At 68.4% G+C, this 23,604-nt stretch carries 22 protein-coding genes and 2 pseudogenes; 16 read left to right on the forward strand and 8 right to left on the reverse strand.

Annotated features, from left to right (window positions below; all coding sequences use genetic code 11):
• Positions 1 to 4 precede the first annotated feature (4 nt).
• The 3 genes and pseudogenes from JK356_RS22375 to JK356_RS14805 form a co-directional block, all read right to left on the reverse strand.
• Positions 5 to 1,606, reverse strand: coding sequence for a class I SAM-dependent DNA methyltransferase (locus tag JK356_RS22375; RefSeq protein ID WP_201868331.1), 1,602 nt, complete (start codon positions 1,604 to 1,606; stop codon positions 5 to 7).
• A 321-nt stretch (positions 1,607 to 1,927) separates the two neighbouring features.
• Positions 1,928 to 2,497, reverse strand: a complete 570-nt coding sequence (locus JK356_RS14800) for a GNAT family N-acetyltransferase (RefSeq protein ID WP_201868333.1) — start codon at positions 2,495 to 2,497, stop codon at positions 1,928 to 1,930.
• Positions 2,494 to 2,805 (reverse strand): annotated as a pseudogene (locus JK356_RS14805) (UTRA domain-containing protein); the annotation flags it as partial. The pseudogene JK356_RS14805 and the gene JK356_RS14800, both read right to left, overlap by 4 nt.
• A 117-nt stretch (positions 2,806 to 2,922) precedes the next feature.
• On the opposite strand from JK356_RS14805, the gene JK356_RS14810 reads away from it, so the two are divergent.
• From JK356_RS14810 to JK356_RS14845, 8 genes are all read left to right on the forward strand, one after another.
• Positions 2,923 to 3,927: a hypothetical protein gene (locus JK356_RS14810; RefSeq protein ID WP_307815589.1), complete on the forward strand. Its 1,005-nt coding sequence runs from the start codon at positions 2,923 to 2,925 to the stop codon at positions 3,925 to 3,927.
• Between the two features lie 2 nt (positions 3,928 to 3,929).
• Positions 3,930 to 6,026 (forward strand): hypothetical protein, encoded by a 2,097-nt coding sequence (locus JK356_RS14815; RefSeq protein WP_201868335.1) that lies wholly within the window; start codon positions 3,930 to 3,932, stop codon positions 6,024 to 6,026.
• Positions 6,027 to 6,218: 192 nt separating this feature from the next.
• Positions 6,219 to 6,680, forward strand: coding sequence for a hypothetical protein (locus JK356_RS14820; protein ID WP_201868337.1), 462 nt, complete (start codon positions 6,219 to 6,221; stop codon positions 6,678 to 6,680).
• Positions 6,681 to 6,767: 87 nt separating this feature from the next.
• Positions 6,768 to 7,682: a bifunctional DNA primase/polymerase gene (locus JK356_RS14825; protein WP_201868339.1), complete on the forward strand. Its 915-nt coding sequence runs from the start codon at positions 6,768 to 6,770 to the stop codon at positions 7,680 to 7,682.
• The gene (locus JK356_RS21920; RefSeq protein ID WP_236671330.1) at positions 7,679 to 8,029 is read left to right on the forward strand and encodes a DUF3373 domain-containing protein; all 351 of its coding nucleotides are present in this window, start codon (positions 7,679 to 7,681) and stop codon (positions 8,027 to 8,029) included. The genes JK356_RS14825 and JK356_RS21920 overlap by 4 nt, the downstream gene beginning before the upstream one ends.
• A complete protein-coding gene (locus JK356_RS14835; RefSeq protein WP_201868341.1) occupies positions 8,026 to 9,267 on the forward strand; it encodes a DUF3631 domain-containing protein in 1,242 nt (413 codons plus the stop codon). Before JK356_RS21920 ends, JK356_RS14835 begins: the two co-directional genes overlap by 4 nt.
• 170 nt (positions 9,268 to 9,437) lie before the next feature.
• On the forward strand, positions 9,438 to 9,626 hold the full coding sequence (locus tag JK356_RS14840) for an AlpA family transcriptional regulator (protein ID WP_201868343.1): 189 nt from the start codon (positions 9,438 to 9,440) through the stop codon (positions 9,624 to 9,626).
• A gap of 71 nt (positions 9,627 to 9,697) precedes the next feature.
• Positions 9,698 to 11,086: a site-specific integrase gene (locus JK356_RS14845; protein ID WP_201868344.1), complete on the forward strand. Its 1,389-nt coding sequence runs from the start codon at positions 9,698 to 9,700 to the stop codon at positions 11,084 to 11,086.
• Positions 11,087 to 11,459: 373 nt separating this feature from the next.
• Here JK356_RS14845 and JK356_RS14850 read toward each other — a convergent pair whose 3' ends face one another.
• Positions 11,460 to 11,684 (reverse strand): DUF397 domain-containing protein, encoded by a 225-nt coding sequence (locus JK356_RS14850; protein WP_201868346.1) that lies wholly within the window; start codon positions 11,682 to 11,684, stop codon positions 11,460 to 11,462.
• Positions 11,681 to 12,595, reverse strand: a complete 915-nt coding sequence (locus JK356_RS14855; protein ID WP_236671331.1) for a helix-turn-helix transcriptional regulator — start codon at positions 12,593 to 12,595, stop codon at positions 11,681 to 11,683. The genes JK356_RS14850 and JK356_RS14855 overlap by 4 nt, the downstream gene beginning before the upstream one ends.
• 250 nt (positions 12,596 to 12,845) lie before the next feature.
• Between JK356_RS14855 and JK356_RS14860 the strand changes: the two genes are divergently transcribed.
• Positions 12,846 to 13,052, forward strand: coding sequence for a hypothetical protein (locus JK356_RS14860; RefSeq protein ID WP_201868349.1), 207 nt, complete (start codon positions 12,846 to 12,848; stop codon positions 13,050 to 13,052).
• A 225-nt stretch (positions 13,053 to 13,277) separates the two neighbouring features.
• Positions 13,278 to 13,544, forward strand: coding sequence for a hypothetical protein (locus JK356_RS14865; RefSeq protein WP_201868351.1), 267 nt, complete (start codon positions 13,278 to 13,280; stop codon positions 13,542 to 13,544).
• Between the two features lie 284 nt (positions 13,545 to 13,828).
• Here the strand turns inward: JK356_RS14865 and JK356_RS14870 are convergent, their stop codons facing one another.
• The 3 genes from JK356_RS14870 to JK356_RS14880 all read right to left on the reverse strand — a co-directional run bounded on the left by JK356_RS14870 (position 13,829) and on the right by JK356_RS14880 (position 17,874).
• Complete coding sequence (locus tag JK356_RS14870) at positions 13,829 to 14,440, reverse strand: hypothetical protein (protein ID WP_201868353.1); 612 nt, start codon at positions 14,438 to 14,440, stop codon at positions 13,829 to 13,831.
• A gap of 47 nt (positions 14,441 to 14,487) precedes the next feature.
• A complete protein-coding gene (gene hisS / locus JK356_RS14875) occupies positions 14,488 to 15,816 on the reverse strand; it encodes a histidine--tRNA ligase (protein WP_201868355.1) in 1,329 nt (442 codons plus the stop codon).
• A 1,644-nt stretch (positions 15,817 to 17,460) separates the two neighbouring features.
• On the reverse strand, positions 17,461 to 17,874 hold the full coding sequence (locus JK356_RS14880; protein WP_201868356.1) for a GntR family transcriptional regulator: 414 nt from the start codon (positions 17,872 to 17,874) through the stop codon (positions 17,461 to 17,463).
• 288 nt (positions 17,875 to 18,162) lie between these two features.
• Between JK356_RS14880 and JK356_RS14885 the strand changes: the two genes are divergently transcribed.
• The 6 genes and pseudogenes from JK356_RS14885 to JK356_RS14910 all read left to right on the forward strand — a co-directional run bounded on the left by JK356_RS14885 (position 18,163) and on the right by JK356_RS14910 (position 23,376).
• A complete protein-coding gene (locus JK356_RS14885) occupies positions 18,163 to 18,363 on the forward strand; it encodes a hypothetical protein (protein ID WP_201868357.1) in 201 nt (66 codons plus the stop codon).
• Between the two features lie 73 nt (positions 18,364 to 18,436).
• Positions 18,437 to 19,429, forward strand: coding sequence for a DNA-binding protein (locus JK356_RS14890; protein ID WP_236671332.1), 993 nt, complete (start codon positions 18,437 to 18,439; stop codon positions 19,427 to 19,429).
• Positions 19,430 to 19,547: 118 nt separating this feature from the next.
• On the forward strand, positions 19,548 to 20,195 hold the full coding sequence (locus tag JK356_RS14895) for a DUF2637 domain-containing protein (protein WP_201868459.1): 648 nt from the start codon (positions 19,548 to 19,550) through the stop codon (positions 20,193 to 20,195).
• Between the two features lie 148 nt (positions 20,196 to 20,343).
• Positions 20,344 to 21,773: pseudogene (locus tag JK356_RS14900) on the forward strand (replication initiator).
• On the forward strand, positions 21,770 to 21,973 hold the full coding sequence (locus JK356_RS14905; protein ID WP_201868358.1) for an AlpA family transcriptional regulator: 204 nt from the start codon (positions 21,770 to 21,772) through the stop codon (positions 21,971 to 21,973). Before JK356_RS14900 ends, JK356_RS14905 begins: the two are co-directional and overlap by 4 nt.
• A complete protein-coding gene (locus tag JK356_RS14910) occupies positions 21,967 to 23,376 on the forward strand; it encodes a site-specific integrase (RefSeq protein WP_201868359.1) in 1,410 nt (469 codons plus the stop codon). Before JK356_RS14905 ends, JK356_RS14910 begins: the two co-directional genes overlap by 7 nt.
• Positions 23,377 to 23,604: the final 228 nt, after the last annotated feature.

The following is a 23,604-nucleotide window of genomic DNA, read 5'->3' on the forward strand; positions in this document are numbered from 1 at the left end:
TAGATCACTTCTTCTCGAAGACGTAGAAATTGGTCTTGGCGCGGCAGAAACCCTGGAATGCTTCCATCGGGATATTGAGAACGCCTCGCAGAATAAAGCGATCCTCTAGCCATTTTGGCAGCCATTTGTAAGTCGGCGAGAAAAAGTAGGTCTCTGGGAGCACAATGCCTAGCCGGCCGCCTTTCATCAGTAGTCGGTGAGCACGCTCAAGGAAGACCAGGCCGATTTCGAGATCAACGTACTCGCCCGCCTTTCGGCTGGCGGCTTCAGCAATGGTGTAATTGTTACGCCGGGAATCGGTTTTGCTGACCTTCAGGTTTTTGCCAAAGGGAGGGTTCGTGATGACTACAGTGAAGGACTCATCACTAAGGGGCTGCTGAAGATGCCGGTAATCCTTGGCCCAGCGGTCTTCCCTTATGGAGTCGCCGATGTGGATATTGACGGAGCCATCGCCAAGGCCGACCATAATGGCGCGGGTCAACTTGACGTTGATGGAGTCCTTATCGACGCCGTATACCTGTCGGTGGGCCCACGTTCGAGCCTGCGCAGCCTTCTCTTCGGGAATTCCCCTCACCAAGGAGAGGAAGGCCTCCGTCAGGAACCCTCCGGTTCCGCACGCCGGATCGATGATCTTATCTTCGAGCCGGATATCCATCATTTTGACGGCTGCGGAAATGACTCGCTGAGGGGTAAAGTATTGACCTTCACCTGCTTTGAGGTTGGCCCGGCGGAAGACTTGGAATGCTGAGGAAATAGCTTCTGCGCCAACGTCCAAAAGATTGAGATTGGAAAGCTCATACACCACTTCGTGAATGGTGTGATCGTCTAGGTCGAGGCTTCCCTCTCGATGCTCAGCGAACACCTCAGGGCGCAGCTTCTTCAGCTTATCGAATTGCTCCTTCATGGAACGGGCAGTAGCTGCCTCGCCCCGTGACGAAAGCTGAAACGCTACAGGCTTAGTCTCGTCGTAGGAAGCGACGGAGTCCGACTCTAGTTTAAGTAGCAGAAGATTACACAGCTCGTTGAGTTGAGATTCTGACCTTGTTGACTTGCTGTCGCGTGCGACAACAACATCAAGCAGACGCTTGAATGATGCCCGCAGTTGTCCAGGTCTAGGGGTCACCAAGTCGCGGTAGGTCAGGGGCTTCTCGGACGGCTGAGAGAAATTTTCTCCCGGGTGAGGAAGTCCCTTGTTTCGCAGCTTTTTGAACGTGCCGTCAGCGAGCTTATATACGCGTACGTCATCTGACCCGTTGGACCAGTAGCCCATACGGGCGCGAGGCTCACGAGCCAGATAGATTTCCAGCTGAGATACGCCTTCAGCGAGAGTGGGCTGTTTGAACTCGCAGATTGCGAGAACATGTTCCCAGTCGCCCACATGCTGGGCGTCATCAAAGATGACCAAGTCGACTGGCCAGCCAGCGAAGGACTTGCCACCCTCCCGTTTCGCAGCGTCATGGGGGGACTGCGGCACTCTCCACTCAGGCTTCCAACGGAGCTGTCCTTGGTCCCACCCCGACTCGATGAGCGCTTTGATCATCGGAAGGCGCACTCGTTGGTGCTCGGGGCCGCTGAGGGTACGGGAGAGGGTAGCTTCGTCAGTCACGGCGCAACTGTAGCGGCTGTGTCGGACAACGGGGCTTGGCGAACCTTATGCCCCACTATGTCCGATTGACGGTTTGCAAGGGCGCTCGTATCTGAGCGTAGAAAACCCTTCGTCGGATGCGCATCCCTATAAGATGAGATGCGCATCACATCACCATACGTACATTGTCTGGGCTGCTCAGTTTCCGGGTTCACCTCGAGCATCAACTTGTACAGGCTTACCGAGCAGGGGCTAGCGGTGTGAATCGAGTGTGCGAAAGGTTGGCGTTTTTACCGTCGTAAGTATGAGGCCCGTTCTCGAACCCGTAGAGAAAGTTGTTACTCAGGCATTAGGCAGGGTCGGCGCCGGTGCTGGTGTCTCGTCCGTGAATCCGTGGTCCGCGGCCCGAGCTGCCCTCTGAGCCAACCAACCTGAGACACGGGGCCCGCCGTTGACCGCGGTTCCCTCAGTGACGGTTCGGACGTGCTCGAAGCCTTGATTCAGGTAGTAGCGCTGGAGGCCGCGGTTGGTGGTCCAGGCGTCCAGTCGGAGCCACTTCGCCCCTGCTCGGTAGGCCCGGTCGCCTGCCCAATCGAGCAGGCGACCGCCGAGGTTCCGGCTGGCGTGGGTGCGGGCCACCGTGAGCTTGGTGACGAACAGGGACGGCTCGCGCAGCTCCTCGTCCGTCCAGAGTCCTTCCTCGGCCTCGGTCGACAAGGTGATGGTCGCCGCGGTCGTCTCTCCGTCGCGCAGCATGAAGACTTCGCCGGCCTCGATGGTCGCCAGCAGGCGGTCCGCCGGGTAGGGGCGCTGCCACTGGTCGGTGCCGAGCTTGCTGAGCCACGCCGCCGCCTCCTGGCGGAACGCCAGGAGCACGGGCAGATCGTCGGGGCGAGCGGGAGTGATGATCACGCGTTCTCGTTTCTGGCGGAGAGTTCGCCGATCTCGTAGTTCATGCGGTTCAGGTCTCCGCGGAAAGTCGTGATCGTGCACCGGATGGGCTTCTCGGCCGAGTAGCCGGTGCGCGTCCACAGCAGGACGGGCACGCCCGGGCCGATGTCCAGCAGGCGGGCTTCCTCCGGAGTGGGCATCCGGGTGGCGATCTCGTCGAAGTAGCCGATCTGCTCGATGCCGTGAGCAGCCAGATAGCGCGTGGTGCCCTCCGCGATGTCCCCCGGCTCTGAGAGCCGGGGCGCCTCCTCAACGAGCCACCCCGGGTAGGCGGAGCGGGGCGCGCGTCCGGTGCGGCGAGCACGGCCGGCGCCCGCCGTAAGGCCACCCGCCGCCCGACCGGTTCGGGCCGGACCGGATCGCTGTCCGGCGGGGCTCTCGGGCGGGTGGCGCAGGTGCGGGCGCTGCGCGAGTCGGCCCGTGCCGCGGCCCCGTCGCGGACCGCTCGCCGGGCGGAGACGACCAGGGCCCGCCGCGCGGTGGCGGACGCCCGCCGCGCGGCGAAGAGCCAGGCCCGTGCCGCGTCCCTGACCGGCAAGGGGCCGATCGGGCGAGCGGCGGCCAAGGGCGTGGGACGGATCGGCGCGGCCCGTGGCGCGGTGACCGAGCGCGCTCGTGCGGCGCGGGACCGCGCGGCGGCCGGGCAGGTCGCGCAGCAGCGGGCAGCCGTGCGGACGGCTGCCGCACGGCAGCGGGCGCGTCAAGCGCTGTGGCGGTCCGCCGCCCGGTACCAGGGCCGTCGGCTGCTGGCCGCGCTGCTGGCCGGAGTTCTGGGACTGGTCGGCATGCTCACCACCCCGCTCGGGCGGAAGCTCGGCTGGGCCTGGCTCCAGTACCCCGGCCGCCGCCTGTACGCCCGCCTGACGCGCACCGCCGCCGAGCAACGCGCCGCCCGCGACGCGGCGATCCGCGAACAGCAGCAGGCAGAGGAGGCCGCCGCCGAGGCCGAGGCGAACGGCGACGGCGAGCAGATCGGGGACACCGCCGAGCGTCCGGCCGGCGCTGTCCCCGTCCCACCCGACACGACGACCAGCAAGGGAGAGAGCATGTCCGGTTTCCGGTTCGAGGAGGCCGCGGCCGAGATGGAGGCAGCGGCGCAGAGCTACGAGCCCGAGAACGCCATGGAGATCCTCGCCATGGTCGAGGGGCTCCCGGCCGCGCTGACGAGCGTGGCGAACGTGATGCGGGTCCTGGCCGAGCGCGCCGATGGCGAGTTTCCGCTGGAGAAGGAGGTCGCGGACGGCTTCAACGACATGTTCGGCGCGCTGATGTCGGCCGTCGCGGTGGCCGAGGACATGGGCCCGCTGTTCCGCCAGGTCCACGCCCAGGACATCGCCCGGCACGAGGACCCGCGCAACGGGCCCGAGGCCGAGAAGGGATGGAACGTCTAACGATGAGCGCGACCACACAGGCCAAGACCACGGGGCCGGTGTGGGACTGGGCGGCCGGTCACGGACCCGTGACCGGCGCCCTGTCCGCCACCACCGGATGCCTCGCCGTCGCCACCACCGGAGCCGCCGCCGGCCTGCCGCCCGGCTGGGCGCTGGCCGTCGGCGCGGCCGGGGCGATCGGCCACACCATCACCGGCCTCCGCGACCGCCTGTCGGCCCGCACCATCGGCATGCGGGCCGCCTCCTGGCTGCTCGGCGCAGGGTGGACCACTTGGGCCATGGCCACCACTCCGCTGTCCTGGACCGCGCTCGGGTCGCTGGCCACGCTCGGGGTCGGCATCGGCGCCGCGGCCCGTGCCACCCTGCTGCACGAGGAGGCGCGGGAGCTGGAGGCACTCGCGCAGGCTGAACGGCAGGTGGCCGCCGAGCTCTCCGCCGAACGACGGGCCATCGCCGCCGAATGGGTGGACCGGATCCAGCGGGTGTGCGGGATCACCGTGCGGGTGCGGGCGGTGGAGATGTGGCCCACCGGCACCGGGTTCACCCTGGACGCCGAACTGCCGCCCGGCGGGACCACCTACGACCGCATCGCACGGGAGGCGCCCAAGCTGGCTGCGGACGCCCGGCTGCCGCACGGCTGCACCGCCGCCGCCTCCCCGGGCATCGACCAGGGCCGTGTCCTGGTCGACGTGACCACGGTCAACGTGCTCGCCCAGGAGGTCACCTACCCCACCGACTACGGGCCGCTGTCGGTGCACACAGGCATCCCGTGGGGGTTGCGGACCAACGCGGACGAGATTCGCGTCTACCTGCGCGAGCAGTGCGCACTGGTCGTCGGCCCCACCGGGTCGGGCAAGACCAACATGGTCCACACCATCCTGGCCGGGTTCGCCCGCGCCACCGACGTGCTCACTTGGGTCATCGACCTCAACGCCGGATCGGCCGGCCTGCCCTGGGTCCGCCCCGCCCTCGACCGTGACGGGCGGCCGGTCGACGGCCTGCGGCCGGGGGTGGACTGGCTGGCCGCCTCCCCCGAGGAAGCGGCGCGGATGCTGGATGCGGCTGTGCGGATCGCCAAGCACCGCAAGACCGTCTACCAGGACCTGATGGCCCAGGCGAACACCGATCTGCTGCCCATCAGCGACCGCATCCCGCAGATCATCATCGTGATCGACGAAGGTGCGGAGATCCTGGCCGCCACCGACCGCACCTCGCGCACGCTCGCGGCCAAGATCCTGGAAGTGATCCGCATCGCCCGCGCCATGGGCATCCGCACCGTGCTGACCGCACTGGGCGCCACCGGCGCGGTGCTGGGCAACCTGATGATCCGCCGGGAGGCCAAGGTCCGCGTCGCGCTCACCGGCGGGGAGACCGAGGGCATGGACCTGGCCAAACAGTTCCCCGGCTCCCGCGGGCTGCGTGTGGACCAGGCCCCCTACAAGGGCGCCGGATTCCTGGGCACTCCCGAATCCCCGGCCGCGCTGTTCAAGTCCTGGCGGATCCTGCCCAACCAGATCCGCGACATCGTGGCCGCCACCTCCGACCGCCACCCCACCCTGGACGGTCCGTCGACCACGGCCGCCGGGCCGGACTACGCCCGGCGCTGGGACCCGGACCGCACCGCCTGGATGCGGGACGCGGACGGTGGCGGAGCGGTGCAGGCAGCGCCCCCGGCCCGGGGCGGCGGGCTGGACCTGTCCGCTTTCCGGAGCGAGCAGCCGCCCGCCGCGGAGCCGGACGCGGACGAACTCGCCCGGCGCTTCCGTGAGCAGATCGACGCCCAGTTCGCCACCGCCCCCGAACCGGGCACGGAGCCGGACCGGCCGACCCCGGGCGGGCTGAACCTGTCGGCCCTGCGGAACGAGGACAACCCGACCCGCGAAGCGGCGCTGACGCTGCTGCTCGCCGCCGGCCCCGAAGGCACCGGGGCCTCGGCCATCGCCCGCGCACTCGCCGCCGAGCACGGCACCACCCGGCAGACGGTCGTCGGCTGGCTCAAGGCCTGGACCGAGGACGGAACCGCGGTGCGGGTCGGCACCGGCACCAAGGCCCGCTACGTCCATCGCCGTCACGCCCCCGACGCACCTCCCGAGGCGTAGCCCCTTGTCGCTTGTCGCCCTGTCCTCAAGCAGGGCTCCGGAGGGTCCCATACGGACCGGAAACCGGCTCTGACCTGCAAGGCGACAAGCGACAAGACGAGCGACAAGCCGGACGACAAGCGACACGACAAGCAAGGACCGGGCAGCACCCCACCCGCGGGTGCTGCCCGTCGTCATCGAAGGGACCCCGTTGTGCACCCCCAGACCCCGTACGAGATCACCACCCTGCCTCCGCAGCCCACCGCCCGGCACGGCGGGATGCTGCCGCACGAGATCCCGCCCGGCGTCCAGCTCGTCACCCTGCCGAACGGTGTGCGCGCCCTCGCCTACACCCAGACCACCCCGGCCCCGACTGTGTCGGCGCCCGCAACAACCCCGATCCCGACATGGGCCAAGACCACCGCCCTCCTCGCACCGACCATCGGCGGCGGCATTGCTGCCGCCGGTGTCGGACTCTCCTACGCCGCACCGGGATTGATCGCCATGAGCCACGCTCTGTGGGCCGCTGTCGCCCTCGTCGCCGCCGGCGCCGTCGCTCTGCCCGTGCTGCTGGGCACCGCCCGCCGCAAGACGGCAGCACCGACACAGATCACGCAGAACATCACCGCCACCGGCCTGTTCGGCAAGGCCACCGGCACCATCAACCACCGCTGACCACAGAACGACGACGGCCCCCCATTCCGCCAAGAACCGGGGCCGCCGTCCATCCAGCCCTTCCGTAGAGAACTGGAGATCTCCAGCATGACCCAACCTGCCCCCAACCAACCAGCCCACGCGCTGCTGGCCGCGGCGCTGGCCGCCGCCGGGCGCGGCTGGCACGTCTTCCCGCTCCGCCCCGGCACCAAGGTCCCGGCCGGGCACGCCGAGGCCCGCTGCCCGCGCACCGGACGCTGCTCGGGCGGGCACCTCAAGCCCGAGCAGCGCGCCACAGTCGACCCCGGCCGCATCCGCCAGGCGTGGGAGCAGCGCCCGTACGGCATCGGGATCGCCACCGGCCCGTCCGGGCTGGTCGTGGTCGACCTCGACCAGCCCAAGCCCGAAGAGCCGGAAGGAACACCTGACGGCGTGGCGTCTTTCCAGGCGCTCTGCGAGCGCGCCGGGCAGCCCGTCCCCCACACGCTCACGGTGCGGACCGCGAGCGGTGGGCGGCACCTGTACTTCACCGCCCCGCCCGGGATGCGGCTGCCCAGCACCAAGGGCAGGCTCGCGCGCAAGATCGACAGCCGGGCCTGGGGCGGCTATGTCGTCGCTCCCGGCAGCACCGTCGACGGCCGCCGGTACGAGGTGATGGACGACGCTCCGGTGGCGCCGCTGCCGACCTGGCTGCGGGACGCCCTGCGCCCTGCGCCGCGGCCCACCCAGGCGGTGCCGGTGGCGGCCACGACCCGGGCCACCCGATACGCCGAGGCGGCGCTGCGCAACGAGACCACCGCCGTCGCCACCACCGGCGAGGGCGGGCGGAACGCCGCGCTGCTGCGCGCCGCCCGCGCCCTGGGGCGGTTCATCGCCTGGGGCGACCTGCCCCGGTCGGTGGTGGAGGAGGCTCTTCAGGGAGCGGGGGAGGCAGCCGGTCTGCCGCCGGCCGAGTGCCGCGCCACCGTGCGCTCCGGACTGGACTGGTCCATCGCCCACAACCCGCAGCGGAGGACGGCATGACCCCCGCTGCTGCTGCCCGCCTGAAGAGCCTCCCCGCCCCCGGTCGGCCGTCCGCCGCCGATCCGGCTCCGCCCCCGGCGGCCAGAGGCGCCCGAGGAAGCGTCGGCCGCAGGCCGTCCACTTCTGGCCCTGAGCCGCACCGGGGCGACGGCCGGTACCCGATCGCATGGCTGCACCTCACCGCGCCCGGCCACGGCGCGGTGCCCACCGCCCACTCCTGGTGCGCGTGCGGCCACGACCGCAGCGCCGTCGGCCACCGCCAGGTGCTCGCCCTGATCGAGGCCCACGCCGCCCACCGCGAGAACTGCCCCCTGCGCCACCGCACCGAAAGCAGGACCGCCGCATGACCAACCCCCAGCCCACCCTCGACGGCGCCGAGCTGCTGGACGCCGTCGAGCGCTTCCACCGGCGCTTCAACGTCTTCCCCACTGAGGCCGCCTACGTCGCCGTGGCCCTGTGGGACGCCCACGCGCACTTGCTGGACGCCTTCGACTCCACCCCGCGCCTGGCCTTCCTCTCCCCGGAACCGGGGTCGGGCAAGTCCCGGGCATTGGAGATCGTGGAAACCCTCGTGCCGCAGCCGATGGTGGCCGTCAACGCCTCCGCCGCCGCCCTGTTCCGGGCCGTGTCCGGCATGGACGGGCGGCCGACGATCCTCTTCGACGAGATCGACACCGTCTTCGGCCCCAAGGCGGGGGAGAACGAGGAGCTGCGCGGGTTCCTCAACGCCGGGCACCGCCGCTCCGGCGTCACCTACCGCTGCGTGGGCGACGGCGCCAACCAGAGCGTGCAGGCGTTCCCGTCCTACTGCGCGGTGGCCGTGGCCGGCCTCGGCTCGCTGCCGGACACGATCCTGACCCGCTCGGTCATCATCCGCATGCGCCGCCGCGCCCCCAACGAGAAGGTGGAACCGTTCCGGCAGCGCATCCACGAGAAGGAAGGCCACGCGCTGCGCGACCGGCTTGCCGCCTGGGCCAGCGCCGTCCGCCCGGCCATGGAAGGGAAGTGGCCGGTCATGCCCGAGGGCGTCACCGACCGGCCGGCGGATGTGTGGGAGCCGCTGCTCGCCGTCGCCGACGCCGCCGGGGGCACCTGGCCGCAGCGGGCTCGCACGGCCTGCGTGGAGCTGGTCAACGCCGCCCAGGACGGTGACAAGGCGTCGCTCGGCATCCGGCTGCTCACCGACCTGCGCGACCACGTCTTCCAGGGCGCCGACCGGATGCCCACCGCCGTCATCCTCGAATGCCTGCTGGCCATGGACGACGCTCCCTGGGGCGATCTGGACGACAAACCGCTCACCCCTCGCACCCTGGCCAAGATGCTGAGCCAGTACGTCACTCCGGCCAACAAGCCCATCAAGCCGCGCGGCATCCGCACCGCATCGGGCACACCCAAGGGCTACTACGCGGAGGACCTGGCGGACGCCTGGGAGCGGTACTGTCCCCCGCCCCCGCAGAAGTCCGCAACATCCGCCACATCCGCCACACCGCAGGTCAGCACGGGCGAATCCGTGGCGGATCCCGCCTCTGACATCCGCCACACGTCTGCGGAACCCGCCACGGTGCCGCTCAGGGCCGTCGGCTGACCAGCCCCGCCCCAGGTACCGCCACGCCTCCGAGCGTGGCGGTACCCATCCGCAACACAATCTCGATCCGCCACAAATCCGAGCCGCTGACCTGCTGTGTTGCGGTGTGGCGGATGTTGCGGATCCCAGAGAAGGCCGCCACAGACCACCTTCGAAGGAGCCACCCACCCATGGCACGCACCGAGATGCTCAAGCTGCGCGACGTCCTGGAGGAGCTCGGCATGAGCCGCGCCGCCTTCTACCGCATGCGGGCCCGCGGTCAGGGACCGAAGCTGCTGAAACTGCCCAACGGCCAGCTCCGTGTCCGCCGTCGCGACCTCGACGCCTGGCTGAGCCACTGCGAAGAGAACGCCGCCTGACCCCGCCCTGCTGAACCACCACCACTTCGAGAGGGCCCGCCGCACGGCGGGCCCTCTCCGTATGGGGAGACATGCTCACGTACGACGTAGTCATCTGGTCGATCCGGACGCGGAAGGGCCGGCCGAAGCCCTTCGAGTTGCGGTGGCGGGTCGGCTCCCGCTCGCACTCGAAGAGCTTCAAGCTCAAGGCCCAGGCGGACGGACGCCGTTCGGAACTCATGACGGCTCTCCGCAACCGCGAGCAGTTCGACGAGGACACCGGGCTGCCCGCGAACGAGCTGAGCGCGCTCAACTCGCCCACCTGGTACGAGCACGCCAAGGCATACGCGCTCATGAAGTGGCCCAAGGCCGCGGCCAAGCACCGGGCGAGCATCGCCGACGCCCTCGCCACCGTCACCCCGGCGTTCGTCTCGACGGCGCGAGGGGCGCCGAAGCCGGACGTGCTCCGCAGGTCGCTCTACTCCTGGGCGTTCCGCGCGGCACCGGGGAGTGATGGCTCCCTCGCCTCCCTCGTGGACGCGAAGGAGCTCCCGGCGGACGTGCGGGCCGCCCTCGCTTGGGTCGAGAAGCACTCGCTCAAGGTGACCGAGGCGGCCCGGCCGGAGCGGATGCGAGCGGCCCTGGACGCCCTCTCGCGGAAGCTGGACGGGACACCGGCCGCCGACAACACCGTCAACCGCAAGCGCATGGTGCTCAGCAACGCCCTGCGCTACGCGATGGAGAGAGGCATTCTCTCCACCAACCCGCTCGCCCGGGTCGACTGGACTCCCCCGGCCCGTGACGACGAAGTCGACTTCCGCTACGTGCCCAACCCCCGGCAGGCGGCGGCGCTCATCGACGCGGTACGGGAGCAGGGGGACAGGGGCGCCCACCTCGCCCCGTTCTTCGGCTGCCTGTACTACGCGGCCATGCGGCCGTCCGAGATCGCCGCACTGCGGGCCGCGGACTGTCGGCTGCCCGAGGAAGGCTGGGGAGAGCTGATCCTCGCGGGCAGCCGGCCGGAGGTCGGCTCGGGGTGGACCGACGACGGCGAGTCCTACGAGCAGCGCGGCCTCAAGCGCCGGGCACGCCGGGTCACCCGGCCCGTGCCGATCCCGCCCGTCCTCACGGCGATGCTGCGCGAGCACATCGAGGCGTACGGCACGGCGGAGGACGGCCGGCTCTTCCGTGCGGCCAAGGGCGGTCGCGTCCGGTCCACCGAGTACTGCGAACTCTGGGACGCCGCCCGTGAGAAGGCGCTGTCGGAGGCCGAGGCCGCGACCCCGCTCGCGGACGTCCCCTACTCCCTCCGGCACGCCGGAGTCTCGCTGTGGATCAACTCCGGTGTGGACCCGGTCGAGGTGGCCCGGCGCGCGGGCCACAGCCTCACCGTCCTGTTCCGCTTCTACGCCAAGATCCTGCGCGGTCAGCAGTCGCTCGCCAACCAGCTCATCGAGAAGGGACTGAGCGGCGGCGCGTGACCGGGATCCTGGCCCACGGATGGCCCACACGCGCTGGTCAACGGCGGGATACGGGCGCTGCGGGGTGAGACAGGGCGAACGCAGAAGGGGTGCCCCCTGAGGGGGGAACCCCTTCTGACCTGCTGGTTCGTTCACCTCGGCGGAGGCTGTGGGATTTGAACCCACGGTGGTGTCGCCACCACGACGGTTTTCAAGAGGGTGCGCGCTGATCCGCTTCAACGCCCTCTGAGCTGCCCGTTTCCTACTTCCGGCTGGTTCTGGAGTCGCTCGTGGTCCACCGTGGGTCCACTGGCCTCCGTGAGGCGCGAAAACGTGTGCACCCCGGTCCCACCGTGGGCAGGCAGGCCGGGGTGCGGGTTCGGGATCGGATCGCTCAGTGGTCGGCCTTCAAAGCGTCGATGAACGCGGCAAACGCTTCGGGGGCGATCACGAGCGCTGGGCCGTTCGGGTCCTTCGAGTCATGGACCGCGATGGCGCCATAGGAAGTGTTCGTCAGGTCGGCGACCTCCATGCAGTTGCCGCCACCGTTGCTGTAGGAGGACTTGAACCAGTTGGCGCCCTTGATCTCGGGGGCCATGATGCGGGTTCGAGTGGTCATTCCGTGATCTCTCGCGATAGTTGGTGCAGGAACTCAGGGGTGTCCCGGGGCGGCAGCGCGGATGCCACCATGGCGTCGAACATCCGCGAGAAGCGGTTCACCTCGCGTGGCTTGTCCGTCACAGCCACGGTGAACCATGCGGTGTCGACCTGAACCGTGGTGGGCAGCTTGTCGCCCAGGTACATGATGCTGACGTCGTGGATCGCTACGTATCCACGTACGGTCCGGGGAAGAACCTGTATGGTCACGTGCGCCAGGGCGGCGAGTTTGATCAGTTCCTCGTACTGCTCGCGCATCACATCGGGGTCACCGATGACGTAGCGGAGCGCGGGTTCGTACAGCACCGCCCACAGCTTCGTCGGGTCCTCGTCTTGTGTGAGGGCCTCCTTCCGTTTCATGCGCAACTGCACGCTGTGCTGAATGAACTCCGTGGTCGTCTCGTCGATCGGTTTGTGGGTCTCGTGCACGGCGCGTGCATAGGCTTCGGTCTGGAGCAGACCCGGCACGAGAACGGGATGGAAAGCGCGGATCTCCAGGGCCGCCGATTCAACGCCGAGGAAGCGCGGCATCCCCGACAGCATGTTCGTGGTCGTGTCGGTCCACCACTCCCGGCTTGACGCATCGCGCTGGAGCGCCAAGAGCCGATCGACGTCTTCCTCATCGGTGACGCCGTAGCACTCCAGAAGATCACGAAGGTGTCCGGCCTGCCGGAAGGACCGCCATCCGGTCTCCACGCGCTGAAGCGTGCTCTCGTCGAACTTCATCCCGCGCGCGGCTTCCTCAATGGTCAGCCCTGCTCCCTTGCGGAGCTGCCGAAGCTCATGCCCCAGTCCGATACGCCGTGCGGTCGGTTTGTACTCACCGTGGCACAGCATCAGCACGCCGTGGAAGCCATGCGCATGCTGTGGCATGTGCCATTTCTTCTGGCGGGGCTGATTCTGTGCAGATTCTCTTGCGGCCTAACTGTGCCACGGGCCACGGTGGTTGAGCATCACAGCCGCCCGGGGGTGACTCGGCTCGTATCAGCTCCCCAACAGGCCCCGGGCGGCTCTCTTCGACCGGCAGCGGGTTACCGGTGAACACCCCCTCCACCGCTTGTGCGGTGTCCCCGTAGCCCTGGTGGCCCGCTGCCCTCCACTCCTGGAGAAGGCAATGACCACTATGAGCGCTAAGAAGGCCCCGCTGCCCGGCTGGCTCCATGAGGGCGCGACTGCGCTTGATCCCGATGGCAAAACGGGCGTCGTGCAGTTCCTCGGCCATATGACGGTAGGCGCTGAGCCGATTTTGCACGCCTGGCTGCGGCCTTCTGGTGGCGGCACCGAATGGGTCGTCGAAGCCCGCGCTCTCAAGAAGGCCGAGCCGCAGTGAGCTGCCGTCTGCCCGCCATGATGGCGGTACCAGCCGCCCGTGACCTGGCCTACGACGCGCACCAACGCAGGGCCGTGCTGCCGATCGTGCTGCACCATGCTGAAGGTGGCCAGTCCGATACGGTCTTGGTGCTTACCGGTGGCGAGATGCAGCGCGTATACGCCCAGTTGGACAGGGCGATTGACCAGCGCGCCCGCTACCAGCACGTTCCCGGGAGGGTCGGCCGTGAGCACTCGTGAGATGTACGCGTACGCGGAGTGGAGGCTCAGTGCGGACGACCGGGAGGGCGTCCCGGTGGCGGTCTTCCAGATGATGTGCATGAGCTGTCATGCCGTGTCGAGCGCAGCCGACAACGACGGTACGCCGCAGCAGACTTGGGCGCTGGACCATACCGGCCGCAATCCGGGACATCGGGGGTTCAAGCTGATCACTGAGACTTACTGGCGGGTGGAGCCCGGACGGGGCAACCCCTACCGGGAGGTCGAAGTGTGAGGCGCTTCGCGGCCTACGTCTGCCGGTTCGCGAGCCCCGCGCTGATCATCACTGTCAGCTCCTCGTGTGGCTTCATGATCGGTGTGGCGCTCGCACGCCCATAAGGCTCCGCCCTGATCGCGGGAGCCCTCACAAGACCTCGTTACCCGGCGAGGTGAGGGCTCGCTTGGTTCCCCCACCCTGTGATCAGAGCGGACAGGAAGGCCCCCGTCCCGGCTGTTGGACCCTGAACAGGTCACGTGCCGGAGCGGGGGCCTCGGCCATGCCCGCTGTGTCACCGCGTCCTAGTCATCGAGGTACAGCAGTGCCGTGATCGTCTTCTTGCACACGTCGCAGTGCATCGGGGCCTCGATGCTGGCCAAGTCGCACTCGATGGACGTGATGCGGTCCACGACTCCGGTGGCTACTTCGCCGTTCCAGGCTTCATGCCACCGCTCTGTGTTCTCCTGGAGCCGCGAGACGTAGCCTCGCGTCATCTCGTAGAACGCCCGGACACCGTGCTCCTTCATGTAGCCCCAGTTGAACTCAAGGCTCTTGAGCACGACCGGGAACGGGTGGAGCGCCTGGGTACGGCCCCAAGTCTCCAGCACATCCGCGATGTTGAGCCTGCTGGCCCGCTCGTCCAGGACCTCCCACATGCCAGATGCGTCGTAGTCGCTGAGAACCTGGTCCAGGATGCCCGCACAGCGGCGAAGGTTGGCCTTCTTCGCCTCGAAAACCCGGGTCACCTCTGCGCACGTCTCGTCTGCGGGCTCCTTGCGGGCCTTGGTGATGGCACGGGTCAGCTCCGTGCTCAGCGCCGCCTCGTCACAGAGGGAGTCGCCGAAGCTGAGCCAGGGGTCCGGGAACCCCCGCTCAGCAGTGATCTCAAAGATTCGATCGCCTTGCGTTCCCATCCGCTCCTCCTTGGAACGAGTCGGCAGCGGAACGGGTCCGCCGCGCGTCAACTGGATGGTGCGCACCGCCGCGCGAGTTCTGCGGCGGCCTGATCGAACGGGACCTGGATCTGTTCGCCGCTGTCCATGTCCCGCAGCGTGACCGTTCCGGCTTCGCGCTCGTTCGCGCCGTAGATCACGCAGAAACGGGCTCCCTGGTCGCTGGCCCATTTCATCTGCTTGGCGAACTTCCCACTAGACCCGAGGTAAACACCTGTACGAACTCCGGCACGGCGGATCTCGGCCGCGAGCCGGAAGCTGTCGGTGGCCTGCTCCTCACCCATGACCGTGACAGCCACGTCGATCTGTGAGTAGGCGGCTTCGTCCTCCTGCGAGAGCAGGGGCAGGATGCGTTCGATGCCCAGGGAGCCGCCGCAGGCGGGCGCGTCCTTGCCCCCGAGCCGGGCAATGAGCCCGTCGTACCGGCCGCCGGAAGCGATCGACCCGGGCATGCCGGGGGCGACCACCTCGAAGATGATCCCGGTGTAGTAGTCGAGCCCCCGTACGAGGTTTGGCGTGAACGCGATGCGCTCGGCGGGAATCGTGTCCTTGGTGAGTTCCAACAGCCGGTCCACCTCGGCCAGTCCGGCCTGCCCGACTTCGCTGGACTTCAGCTCGCCCCTGACGCGCTCGACGGTATCGGGCGCGGTGAGGTCATCAACCAAGCCCTGTGCCACCTCGTGTGACAGGCCACGGGCGTCGACCAGCTCGGTTACGACGGCTTCCGGCGCGAGCTTGTCAAGCTTGTCAAGCGTGATCAGCGCACCCGGGCCAAGGTCCTCGGGTACGTCGTATGCCTCCAGCAGACCGAACAGCGCGTGGCGGGAGTTCACCAGGAAACGGAAATCCGGTACGCCCAGTGCTTCGAGAGCATCGTGCAGCGCAAGAACGATCTCGGCATCGGAGAGCGGTGAGGACGAGCCGACAATGTCCAGGTCGCACTGGACAAACTCACGGAACCGTCCCTTGCCGGGCCGGTCGGCCCGCCATACCGGTGCGATGGCGTACCGCTTGTACGGCGACGGAAGCTGGCTGCCGTACGCCGCTACCGCACGGGCCATGGGAACCGTGAGGTCGTAGCGCAACGCAAGGTCAGCCTCGCCGGTGGCCTCATGCTCCCCACGCCGCAGGATCTTGAAGATCAGCTTGTCACCCTCGTCGCCGTACTTCCCGGTGAGCACGTCCAGGCGCTCGAAGGCCGGGGTCTGGAGCGGCTGGAAGCCGTAGCGGGCGAACACGGTGCGGATCGTCGCGAAAGCGCGCTCGCGCTGCTCGAACTCGGCGGCGAGGAAATCGCGGGTCCCGGATGCGGGGTCGAACTGCTTCAAGGAGGCCATGCGGCAATAATCCCGGAAGCCGATGGCTCTGGGCAAAACACGGCGCGAGGTGTCTCGTCCCGCTCCACGCTGGCGCGCGTGACAGAGCAGCCGGCTGGAGCGGGTTTGGCCGGTGTCCTGTTCGGGTTGGGGTCGGGCATGGTCAGGGGGCCGTACGCTGGCCCGGCAACTCGGGCAGGCTTTGCCGCCTGCCCTTGTTTGGCACGAGTGGCCCCCTGGCCTTGCCCGACGCGGGCCCCGGGCCGAACAGGTGGGTAAAGCCGTGGAAGCCGGTTGCCCCAGCCACGGGGCCCCCGGCCACCGCGAACGGGGAAGTCGGCTGGCGGGCCTGCTGGTGCGGCGCCCTTGGCGTGCTGGTCCTGGTCGTGGCCGTCTGGGCGGTGTGCTGGCCCGCTGGGTGCCGTGCTGGCTGGCTGCGGGCTGTCCGGCTGTCTCTGCTCGACTGGGCGTTCGCTTTGCTGGCTTTGCGGCGCGAGCGGCGGGGCCGTCGCGCAGCGGGGCGGTAGACAGGAGCGGCGCGGCGGTACGGTCGCCGCGCCGCGCGGGCCGCGTCAGCGGGCCGCCTTGATCCAGTAGAGAAAGTCTTAACAGCCCAGCTTGCCGGGCCGCTTCGGCTCCGTCGCTGGCCTGCTCTTCCGACACGGCCGGTGTCGTCCTGCACCGGCGCGGCCAGAACACTCCGCCCTTCGGCGGCTCGGCCATGCCGCATGAGGCCGTTTTGGGATGTTACGCAATGGCCTGTTCTTGGCATCGGCGAAATCTGTCCACAGGCGGATTGCGGTGGAGTGGTCTCCGGCCCGCAGGGTCAGCACATTCTCGGAGTTATCCACAGGGGGAGGAGACTCGATCCGAATGCGTGACCCAAGTCACATGATCTGGCGGTCACTTCGCGTGGGGTCCTCGCACTGTCTTGGGGGTGAAGAAGAGGAGAGGAAGGTCCCTGATGGTGGGCGCACTGGTATCCGTGATCGGCCTGCGCAACTGGTTGGCCGTGGCTGTCACATCGGGCCGGTTGCTCGGACTTGGTCCTAGCAGTGGGCCGGATTGGGCCTGGATGGAGCGGTGGGAGGTGGTTACCGGAACTTTTTTGGGGCGGGGTGTCACACCAGTCCCGGATTCGACACCTGTAGCAGGTGAAAGGGCGGCGGAACATAGCACGGGATCGCCGGTTACCCAAACCGGTGATTATCCGGATGCTTGTGCGGCCAGTCCGGGACGCGTGGCGGCGAATGACGAGATGGAGGCGTGCAGTGCATGAGGCGGGATGCGTGGGGAGATCGCTTCACCGCAGTACGGGAAGTCCGCGAGGGATCTCCCGTCGCGCGGGATCGGACGATGCGGGCGTCTGCATGGGCGTGCACGGTGGCGCTCACGGCCGTGAGGGTCGCTTACCACGCCACTTACCACTGCGCTTGCCACCAGCACCGTGACCGAACTGAGGCCGGGAGAGCTGGATTTGGTAAGCGCCATGGTGAGCGCGTCAAGGACTACTGGAGCAGCGACGACATGAGGCGCCAACGCGGGGAGGCTGAGCAGTGAGCGAGGAGTCAGAGGTCATGGCGGAGATCACAGCCATGCTCATCCGAATACGGGGTGACATCCGGGAGGTGCGGGAGGATCTGGCGGAGCTGAGGCAGTCGGCCTCTACTCCTCTGCCTGACGCTTCGCCGCCTTCAGCTCCGCGACTTCCCGCTTGATGTCCTGGAGGTCAACGCTCATGGCTCTCAGCTGCTCACGGAGGGCGCGTAGCTCGTCTGCGGACACTGCACTACCGGGGGCGGGGGCGGGCTCGCTAGCACTCGCCCCCTTGCCACGCTTGCCCACGGTCCCGTCCGACACGTAACTGCCGCGCCCCTGAACCGTGTAGATCAACCCCTCTTCGCGCAGAACACGAAGGGCGCTCCGGGCGGTCATGTTGGCGATACCGAATCGCTCTTGCAGCTCCCGGTACGAGGGGACCTGTTCTCCAGGTTTGATCTTGCCGCTCTCGATCTCACGCCGGATGAGGTCGGCTGCCTGCTGGTACGGCGGGCGTGGATCACTGGTCGACAAGCTCATGCCCTCAGCGTAGCCCGTGTTAGCACACCTATCCCACCCATCAAACCCAACAACACCGCTAACTCGTGTTGACAGGGCTAGCTGGGCGAGGTACTACTTGATCCCCAAATCCGGCTGATCTCCCCAGCCGGGGCAACAGAGAGAAAGGAATCACCATGGCCAAGCCATTTGTCCGAGTAGATGTCAGCGCGTCCGCGTAAATGGTCGCCACGGTTCCGGTCCCGAAGATCCGCAACCAGGAGACCGGTGAACTGGCCGCCGACCGGGTTTCGGGCGAGACCTAACATCGTGAACCTGGTCGAGTCCCTCGATGGCCGCGCCCAGGTCATCAAGGTCACCATCCCGGAGTCCGGCGTCCCCGAGGGTCTGGCGCCAGGCTCGGCGGTAAAGCCGCTCGGGATGATCGCGAGCCCGTGGGCGAACAGCTTCGGAGACCAGGTCAACTCCGGCCTGTCCTACCGCGCCGAAGGGCTGGAGGTCGCCAAGTGATCCTCACCCAAGCATCAGCCCGCACCGCACCGGCTTACCGGTCCCTGTTCGACGTCATAGAAGGAGTCAAGCCGTGACGGTGCTGGAAGTCGGGGAGGCGATCTCTCAGAACGGCCCCAAGGTCGCGATCATGGTGGGTGCGGTGGCCGCCGTGCTGCTGTTGGCCATGGCGTCCGTGTGGCTGGTGCGGTACGTGCGCGGTTCCCGTGAGCTGCGTGCCAGCATGCGTCAGGCGTTCTGGATCAACGCGCGGTGGAGGCGGCTCGCGTCGATGGCGGGGCTGTCCGTCACCGACCGGACACCGACGCTGATGGCCTCGCTGTCCACGGAGAAGGACCGGACGCCGAAACCGCGCGTACTGACCCCCAAGATTCGAACCACCCCTGATGAGTTCGGGGTGAACGTCACCGTCAAGACGCTTCCGAAGGTCGGCCTGGAAGAGTTCCAGAAGGCGTCGGCGCATCTCGCGAACGCGTGGGGGTGCGAACGGCTCTCGGTTCGGCAGAAGTCCCCGGGCACGCTGACGCTGCGGGCGGTACGGCGCGATCCGCTGATAGCTCACACCTTCCACGCCCCAAGTGGCGAGATCCCCGCTGAGCTGTCCGTCTGGGACATCGGTCTGGACGAGTACGCGGAACCGGTGCGCGTGCCTCTGGCGAATGTGCCCGGTGTAGCTGTCGCGGGACTGCCCGGGTACGGGAATACCTCGCTCATCAACCGCATGATCTGTGATCTGGCGCCCAGTGACGCGGTGCAGTTCGCCGTGGTTGACGGCAAGGTCAGCGGGCCTCATGAGGGCGACTACGCGGACATGCAGGACCGGTTGTTCGCCTTCGTCGGGGATGACCTGGAAGCGGCCAACGAGCTGTTCAAACGGCTGGTCACCCTGCGGCGCGACCGCTCGGACGCGGTATGCCAGCCCGGTCGCGTTGCAGGACCGGAGTTACGTGGGCGTCGCGGTCATGTCCGAACAGGGCAGGGAGGGCTTCATCCGAGTGCGCACCCCGTACGTGGAACCGGAGCATGCCGCGCGTATCGCGACCGATACCGCTCACCTCACCCGTGACCCGGCTGAACTGCTGGCCAACCTGCGCAGGACGCGCCTGGTCAAGCGATTCCGGGCCGCGTGACTCCCGCCTCATGTTCCTCGGACCGGACATACGGAAGGAAGGAGGTGATCCTTGATGGTCGGTGACCGGCTGACGCAGCGCACCGTGACAGCCGTGATGGCGGTCATCGCCGGGCTGGCGTTCGTCTTCTCCTTCGGCAACGTGTGGGCGCTCGCGCTCCGGCTCGGCGTTCCCCGTCCGATCGCTCCGCTGATCGCGCCGATGGTGGATCTGTCGGTTCTTGGCCTCCTGGTCGGGCTGCGGCACCTGTCACTGCGCGGCGTCCCCGCCCGCGAACTCCGTTCTGCCGTGCGGCTGATGCACCTGTCCGGGCTGCTCACCCTCGGCCTGAACATCGCGGAACCGCTTCTCGCCGGGCACTACGGCAGGGCCGCCCTAGACGCGGTCGCCCCCGTGCTGCTGCTCGGCTGGGGCGCTGTCGGTCCCGGTCTCCTCCGGCACCTGCACACACCGGCCCCACCGACCGCTGAACCCACACCGGCTCCCGTACCGGCCACGGCTCCGGTCCCTGCGCCTGAGCCGTCCGCGCCGGAGCATTCCGCGCCCGCTTCGCCTCCGGAACCGCTCCTTGCGGCGGCCCGCCGCATCGCCACCGCTCACCAGTCGGAGCACGGCGAGCCGATCACACCGGAGCGGCTGACTGCCCGCCTGGACGTTGCGCCCGCGTTGGCCGAGACGCTGCACGCGCGTCTGACGGCCTGAGCCGCCTTCTCCTGTAACACCCCTTTGCCGCCCTGGCCTGGCCTTGCCCTGCCCTCGTGCGGCATACCCCGGTCCGGAACGCCGATCGCCTGGCAGCTACCGCGTTCCGGCCGGGGTGCCCCTCCCGAACCCGGAAGGAGTCTCCACAGTGACACCCCCGCCTACCTCTTGTCCCGAGTCCAGCCCTGGTGTCCGGGATCTGCTGCGCCTTGCCCGCCTGGGTGGTATAGAGCGCGTCCCCGCCCAGGTGGAACAGGTCCACGGTTGCACCCGCCCCATCCAACTCACCGGCCACAGCGCCACCCTGGATGCCGAACCGGCGAGCCGCTGCACGTCTTCACCACCCTCGACGAGCCGACCGGCCGCCTCCTGGTCCCCTGTGGCAACCGCCGCGCGAACTGCTGCCCGCCCTGCTCCCGCCTGTACGCCGCCGACACCTTTCACCTCGTCCGCGCCGGACTCACCGGCGGCAAGGGCGCCCCGGAGACAGTCCGCTCCCACCCACGCGTCTTCGCTACCCTCACCGCACCCTCCTTCGGCCCCGTCCACGGGAATCACACCGGCCGTAATCAGCGCTGCCGCTGCGGAAACCACCACCGTGAGGATGACCCGGCGCTCAGCACGCCCGTGCATCCGGAGACGTACGACTACACAGGCGCGGTGCTGTGGAACGCGCATGCCTCCGCCCTGTGGGCACGGTTCACCATCTACGTGCGCCGGGAACTCGCCGCCCTCCTGCGCCTGACGCACAAGGAACTGCGCGCCCGGCTACGCGTCTCCTTCGCGAAGGTCGCCGAGTACCAGAAGCGCGGTCTGGTGCACTTCCACGCCGTGATCCGCCTCGACGGCCCGGACGGCCCCGACACCCACCCGCCCCGCGAGGCGACTGCTGACTTGCTCACCCTTGCCCTGCGTCGCGCTCACGTTCGCGTCTCGCTCACTCTGGAAACCGACTCCTTGGGCACACACGAACTGGGCTGGGGCGAACAGCTCGACATCCGCGAGATCGGGGCCTTCCCAGAAGGCTCCGCCCTCACTGACGAAGCCGTAGCTGGCTACATCGCCAAGTACGCCACCAAGGGCGCTGAAGACTCCGGCACCCTCGACCGCCCCCTGACCTGTAACTCCTGCCGGGGCACCGGAGACCGGCACGGCACCGCGTGCGCCCACTGCGACGGCACCGGCCACCACCACGACCCGGCCTCACTCCCCCTCGCGCACCATGCCCGTCAGATGGTCCGCACCGCTTGGGCCCTCGGCTCCTTGACCGAACTGGCTCACCTCAAGCTCCGCAAATGGGCTCACATGCTCGGCTTCCGGGGCCACTTCTCCACCAAGTCCCGCAGCTACTCCACCACCCTCGGCGCTCTCCGCGACACCCGCCGAGCCTGGCGCACCGCCCAGACCCGCGCCCGTCTCGGCCTGGCCGACCGCGACGAAACCAGCCTCATCCTCGACTCGAACTGGATCTTCCACGGCACCGGCTACACGCCCGGCGAACATCTCCTCGCCGGAACTGTCCGCGCACAGCAAGCCCTCGCCCTTCAGCTCAAGCACGAAGGTGAGACGGGCCGATGACAACCGCGCTGATACGGGGCAACACCCTCACCCTTCCCGAGGTCCTGGCCGAACTGCGCATGTCGCGGGCCGCGTTCTACCGCCTGCGGGCACGTGGCAAGGCACCCAAGTGCCTCAAGCTCCCGAACGGACAGATCCGGGTCCGCCGCGCCGACCTCGACACCTGGTTCGCGAGCTGTGAACAGGTGATCGCGTGCTGACCTATGACGTGCAGATCTGGAGCATCCGCAAGCGCTCGAGCCGGGCACGCGCCTACCAACTGCGCTGGCGCGTCGGCGCCCAGCCACACTCCAAGAGCTACACCCTCAAGGCACAAGCCGACGGACGGCGGGCCGGACTGCTCACCGCTCTGCGCAACCGCGAGCAGTTCGACACCACGACAGGGCTGCCCGCATCCGAACTGCACGCCCAGCGCTCCCCGACCTGGTACGCGCACGCCGGTGAGTACGCACGCATGAAATGGCCCGACGCGTCGGCCAAGCACCGCGCGGGCATCGCTGACGCCCTCGCTACGGTGACACCCCGCCTGGTCACCGACTCGCGCGGCGCCCCGCCTCTCCGGGTCCTGCGACGCGCGCTGTACTCCTGGGCGTTCAGCTTCCGTACCGCCAAGGACGGCACCCTCGTGCCCCGTACGGAGTCCGAGGAGCCGCCCGCCGATGTCGCCGCCGCGCTCGACTGGATCGGCCGGAAGTCCGTCAAGGTCAACGAACTGGATACCCCGGCCGTGCTCCGTCCCGCGCTCGACGCCCTCAAGCTCAAGCTGGACGGCAAGCCCGCCGCCGCGGACACCGTTCGCCGCAAGCTCCCCGTCTTCACCAACTGCCTTCGGTACGCGGTGGAGCGCGAACGCCTTCCCGCCCTCCCGCTCCACAAGGTGGACTGGAAGCCCCCGCAGACGGACGACGAAGTGGACTTCCGCTTCGTCCCCGGCCCGGCGCTGGCTCGCAAGCTCATCGCTGCCGCTGGCGCCGAGAGCAAGCGCGGACGGCACCTGCACGCCTTCTACGGCTGCATGTACTACGCCGCCATGCGCCCAGCCGAGGTGACCGACCTGCGCCTGTCGGCCTGCACCCTCCCAGAATCCGGCTGGGGCGAACTCGTGCTGTCCGGCACCACTCCCCGGGTCGGCTCCGCCTGGACGGACTCCGGCGAATCCTTCGACTCCCGGGGCCTGAAGAAGCGCGCCCGCAAGGCCACCCGCTCCGTACCCATCCCGCCCGTACTGGTCCGCATGCTCCGCGATCACATCAAGGAGTACGGCACGTCCGAGGATGGCCGTCTCTTTCGTGCCGCTCGTGGCGGCCATCTTGTGTCCGACGATTACGGCGAGATCTGGCAGGCGGCCCGTCTCGCGGTGCTCTCCGAGTCCGAAGCGGCCACGCCGCTCGCTGAGGTTCCGTACTCACTGCGGCACGCGTGCGTCTCGTTCTGGCTCGTGTCGGGCGTTGCTCCTGCCGAAGTAGCCCGCCGCGCGGGCCACAGCATCGCCGTGCTGTACCGCTTCTACGCCAAGGTCATCCACGGCAGCCAGGACAAGACGAACCGGCGGATCGAAGACGCCCTGAACGAAGCGGAGAGCGACGACACGGACGCAGCCTGACCCGCCCGCGAAACGGCTCCGGCCGCTGGCACCCTCACTGGGGTGTCAGCGGCCCTTCTGCGTTTGGCCCACACATGGCCCACAGCGGCCCGATGACCAGCGCATACGCTCCGGATTCTGGTCCACGGCTGGTCCACACAGCCTGATCAACAGGTGGGATGCGAGCGTTCAGGGTGAGACACCACCCTATGCAGAAGGGGCGCCCGTGGTGGGACGCCCCTTCTTGAC

The sequence above is a fragment of the Streptomyces sp. 7-21 genome (genome assembly GCF_016741785.1).
Taxonomy (GTDB): Bacteria; Actinomycetota; Actinomycetes; order Streptomycetales; family Streptomycetaceae; genus Streptomyces.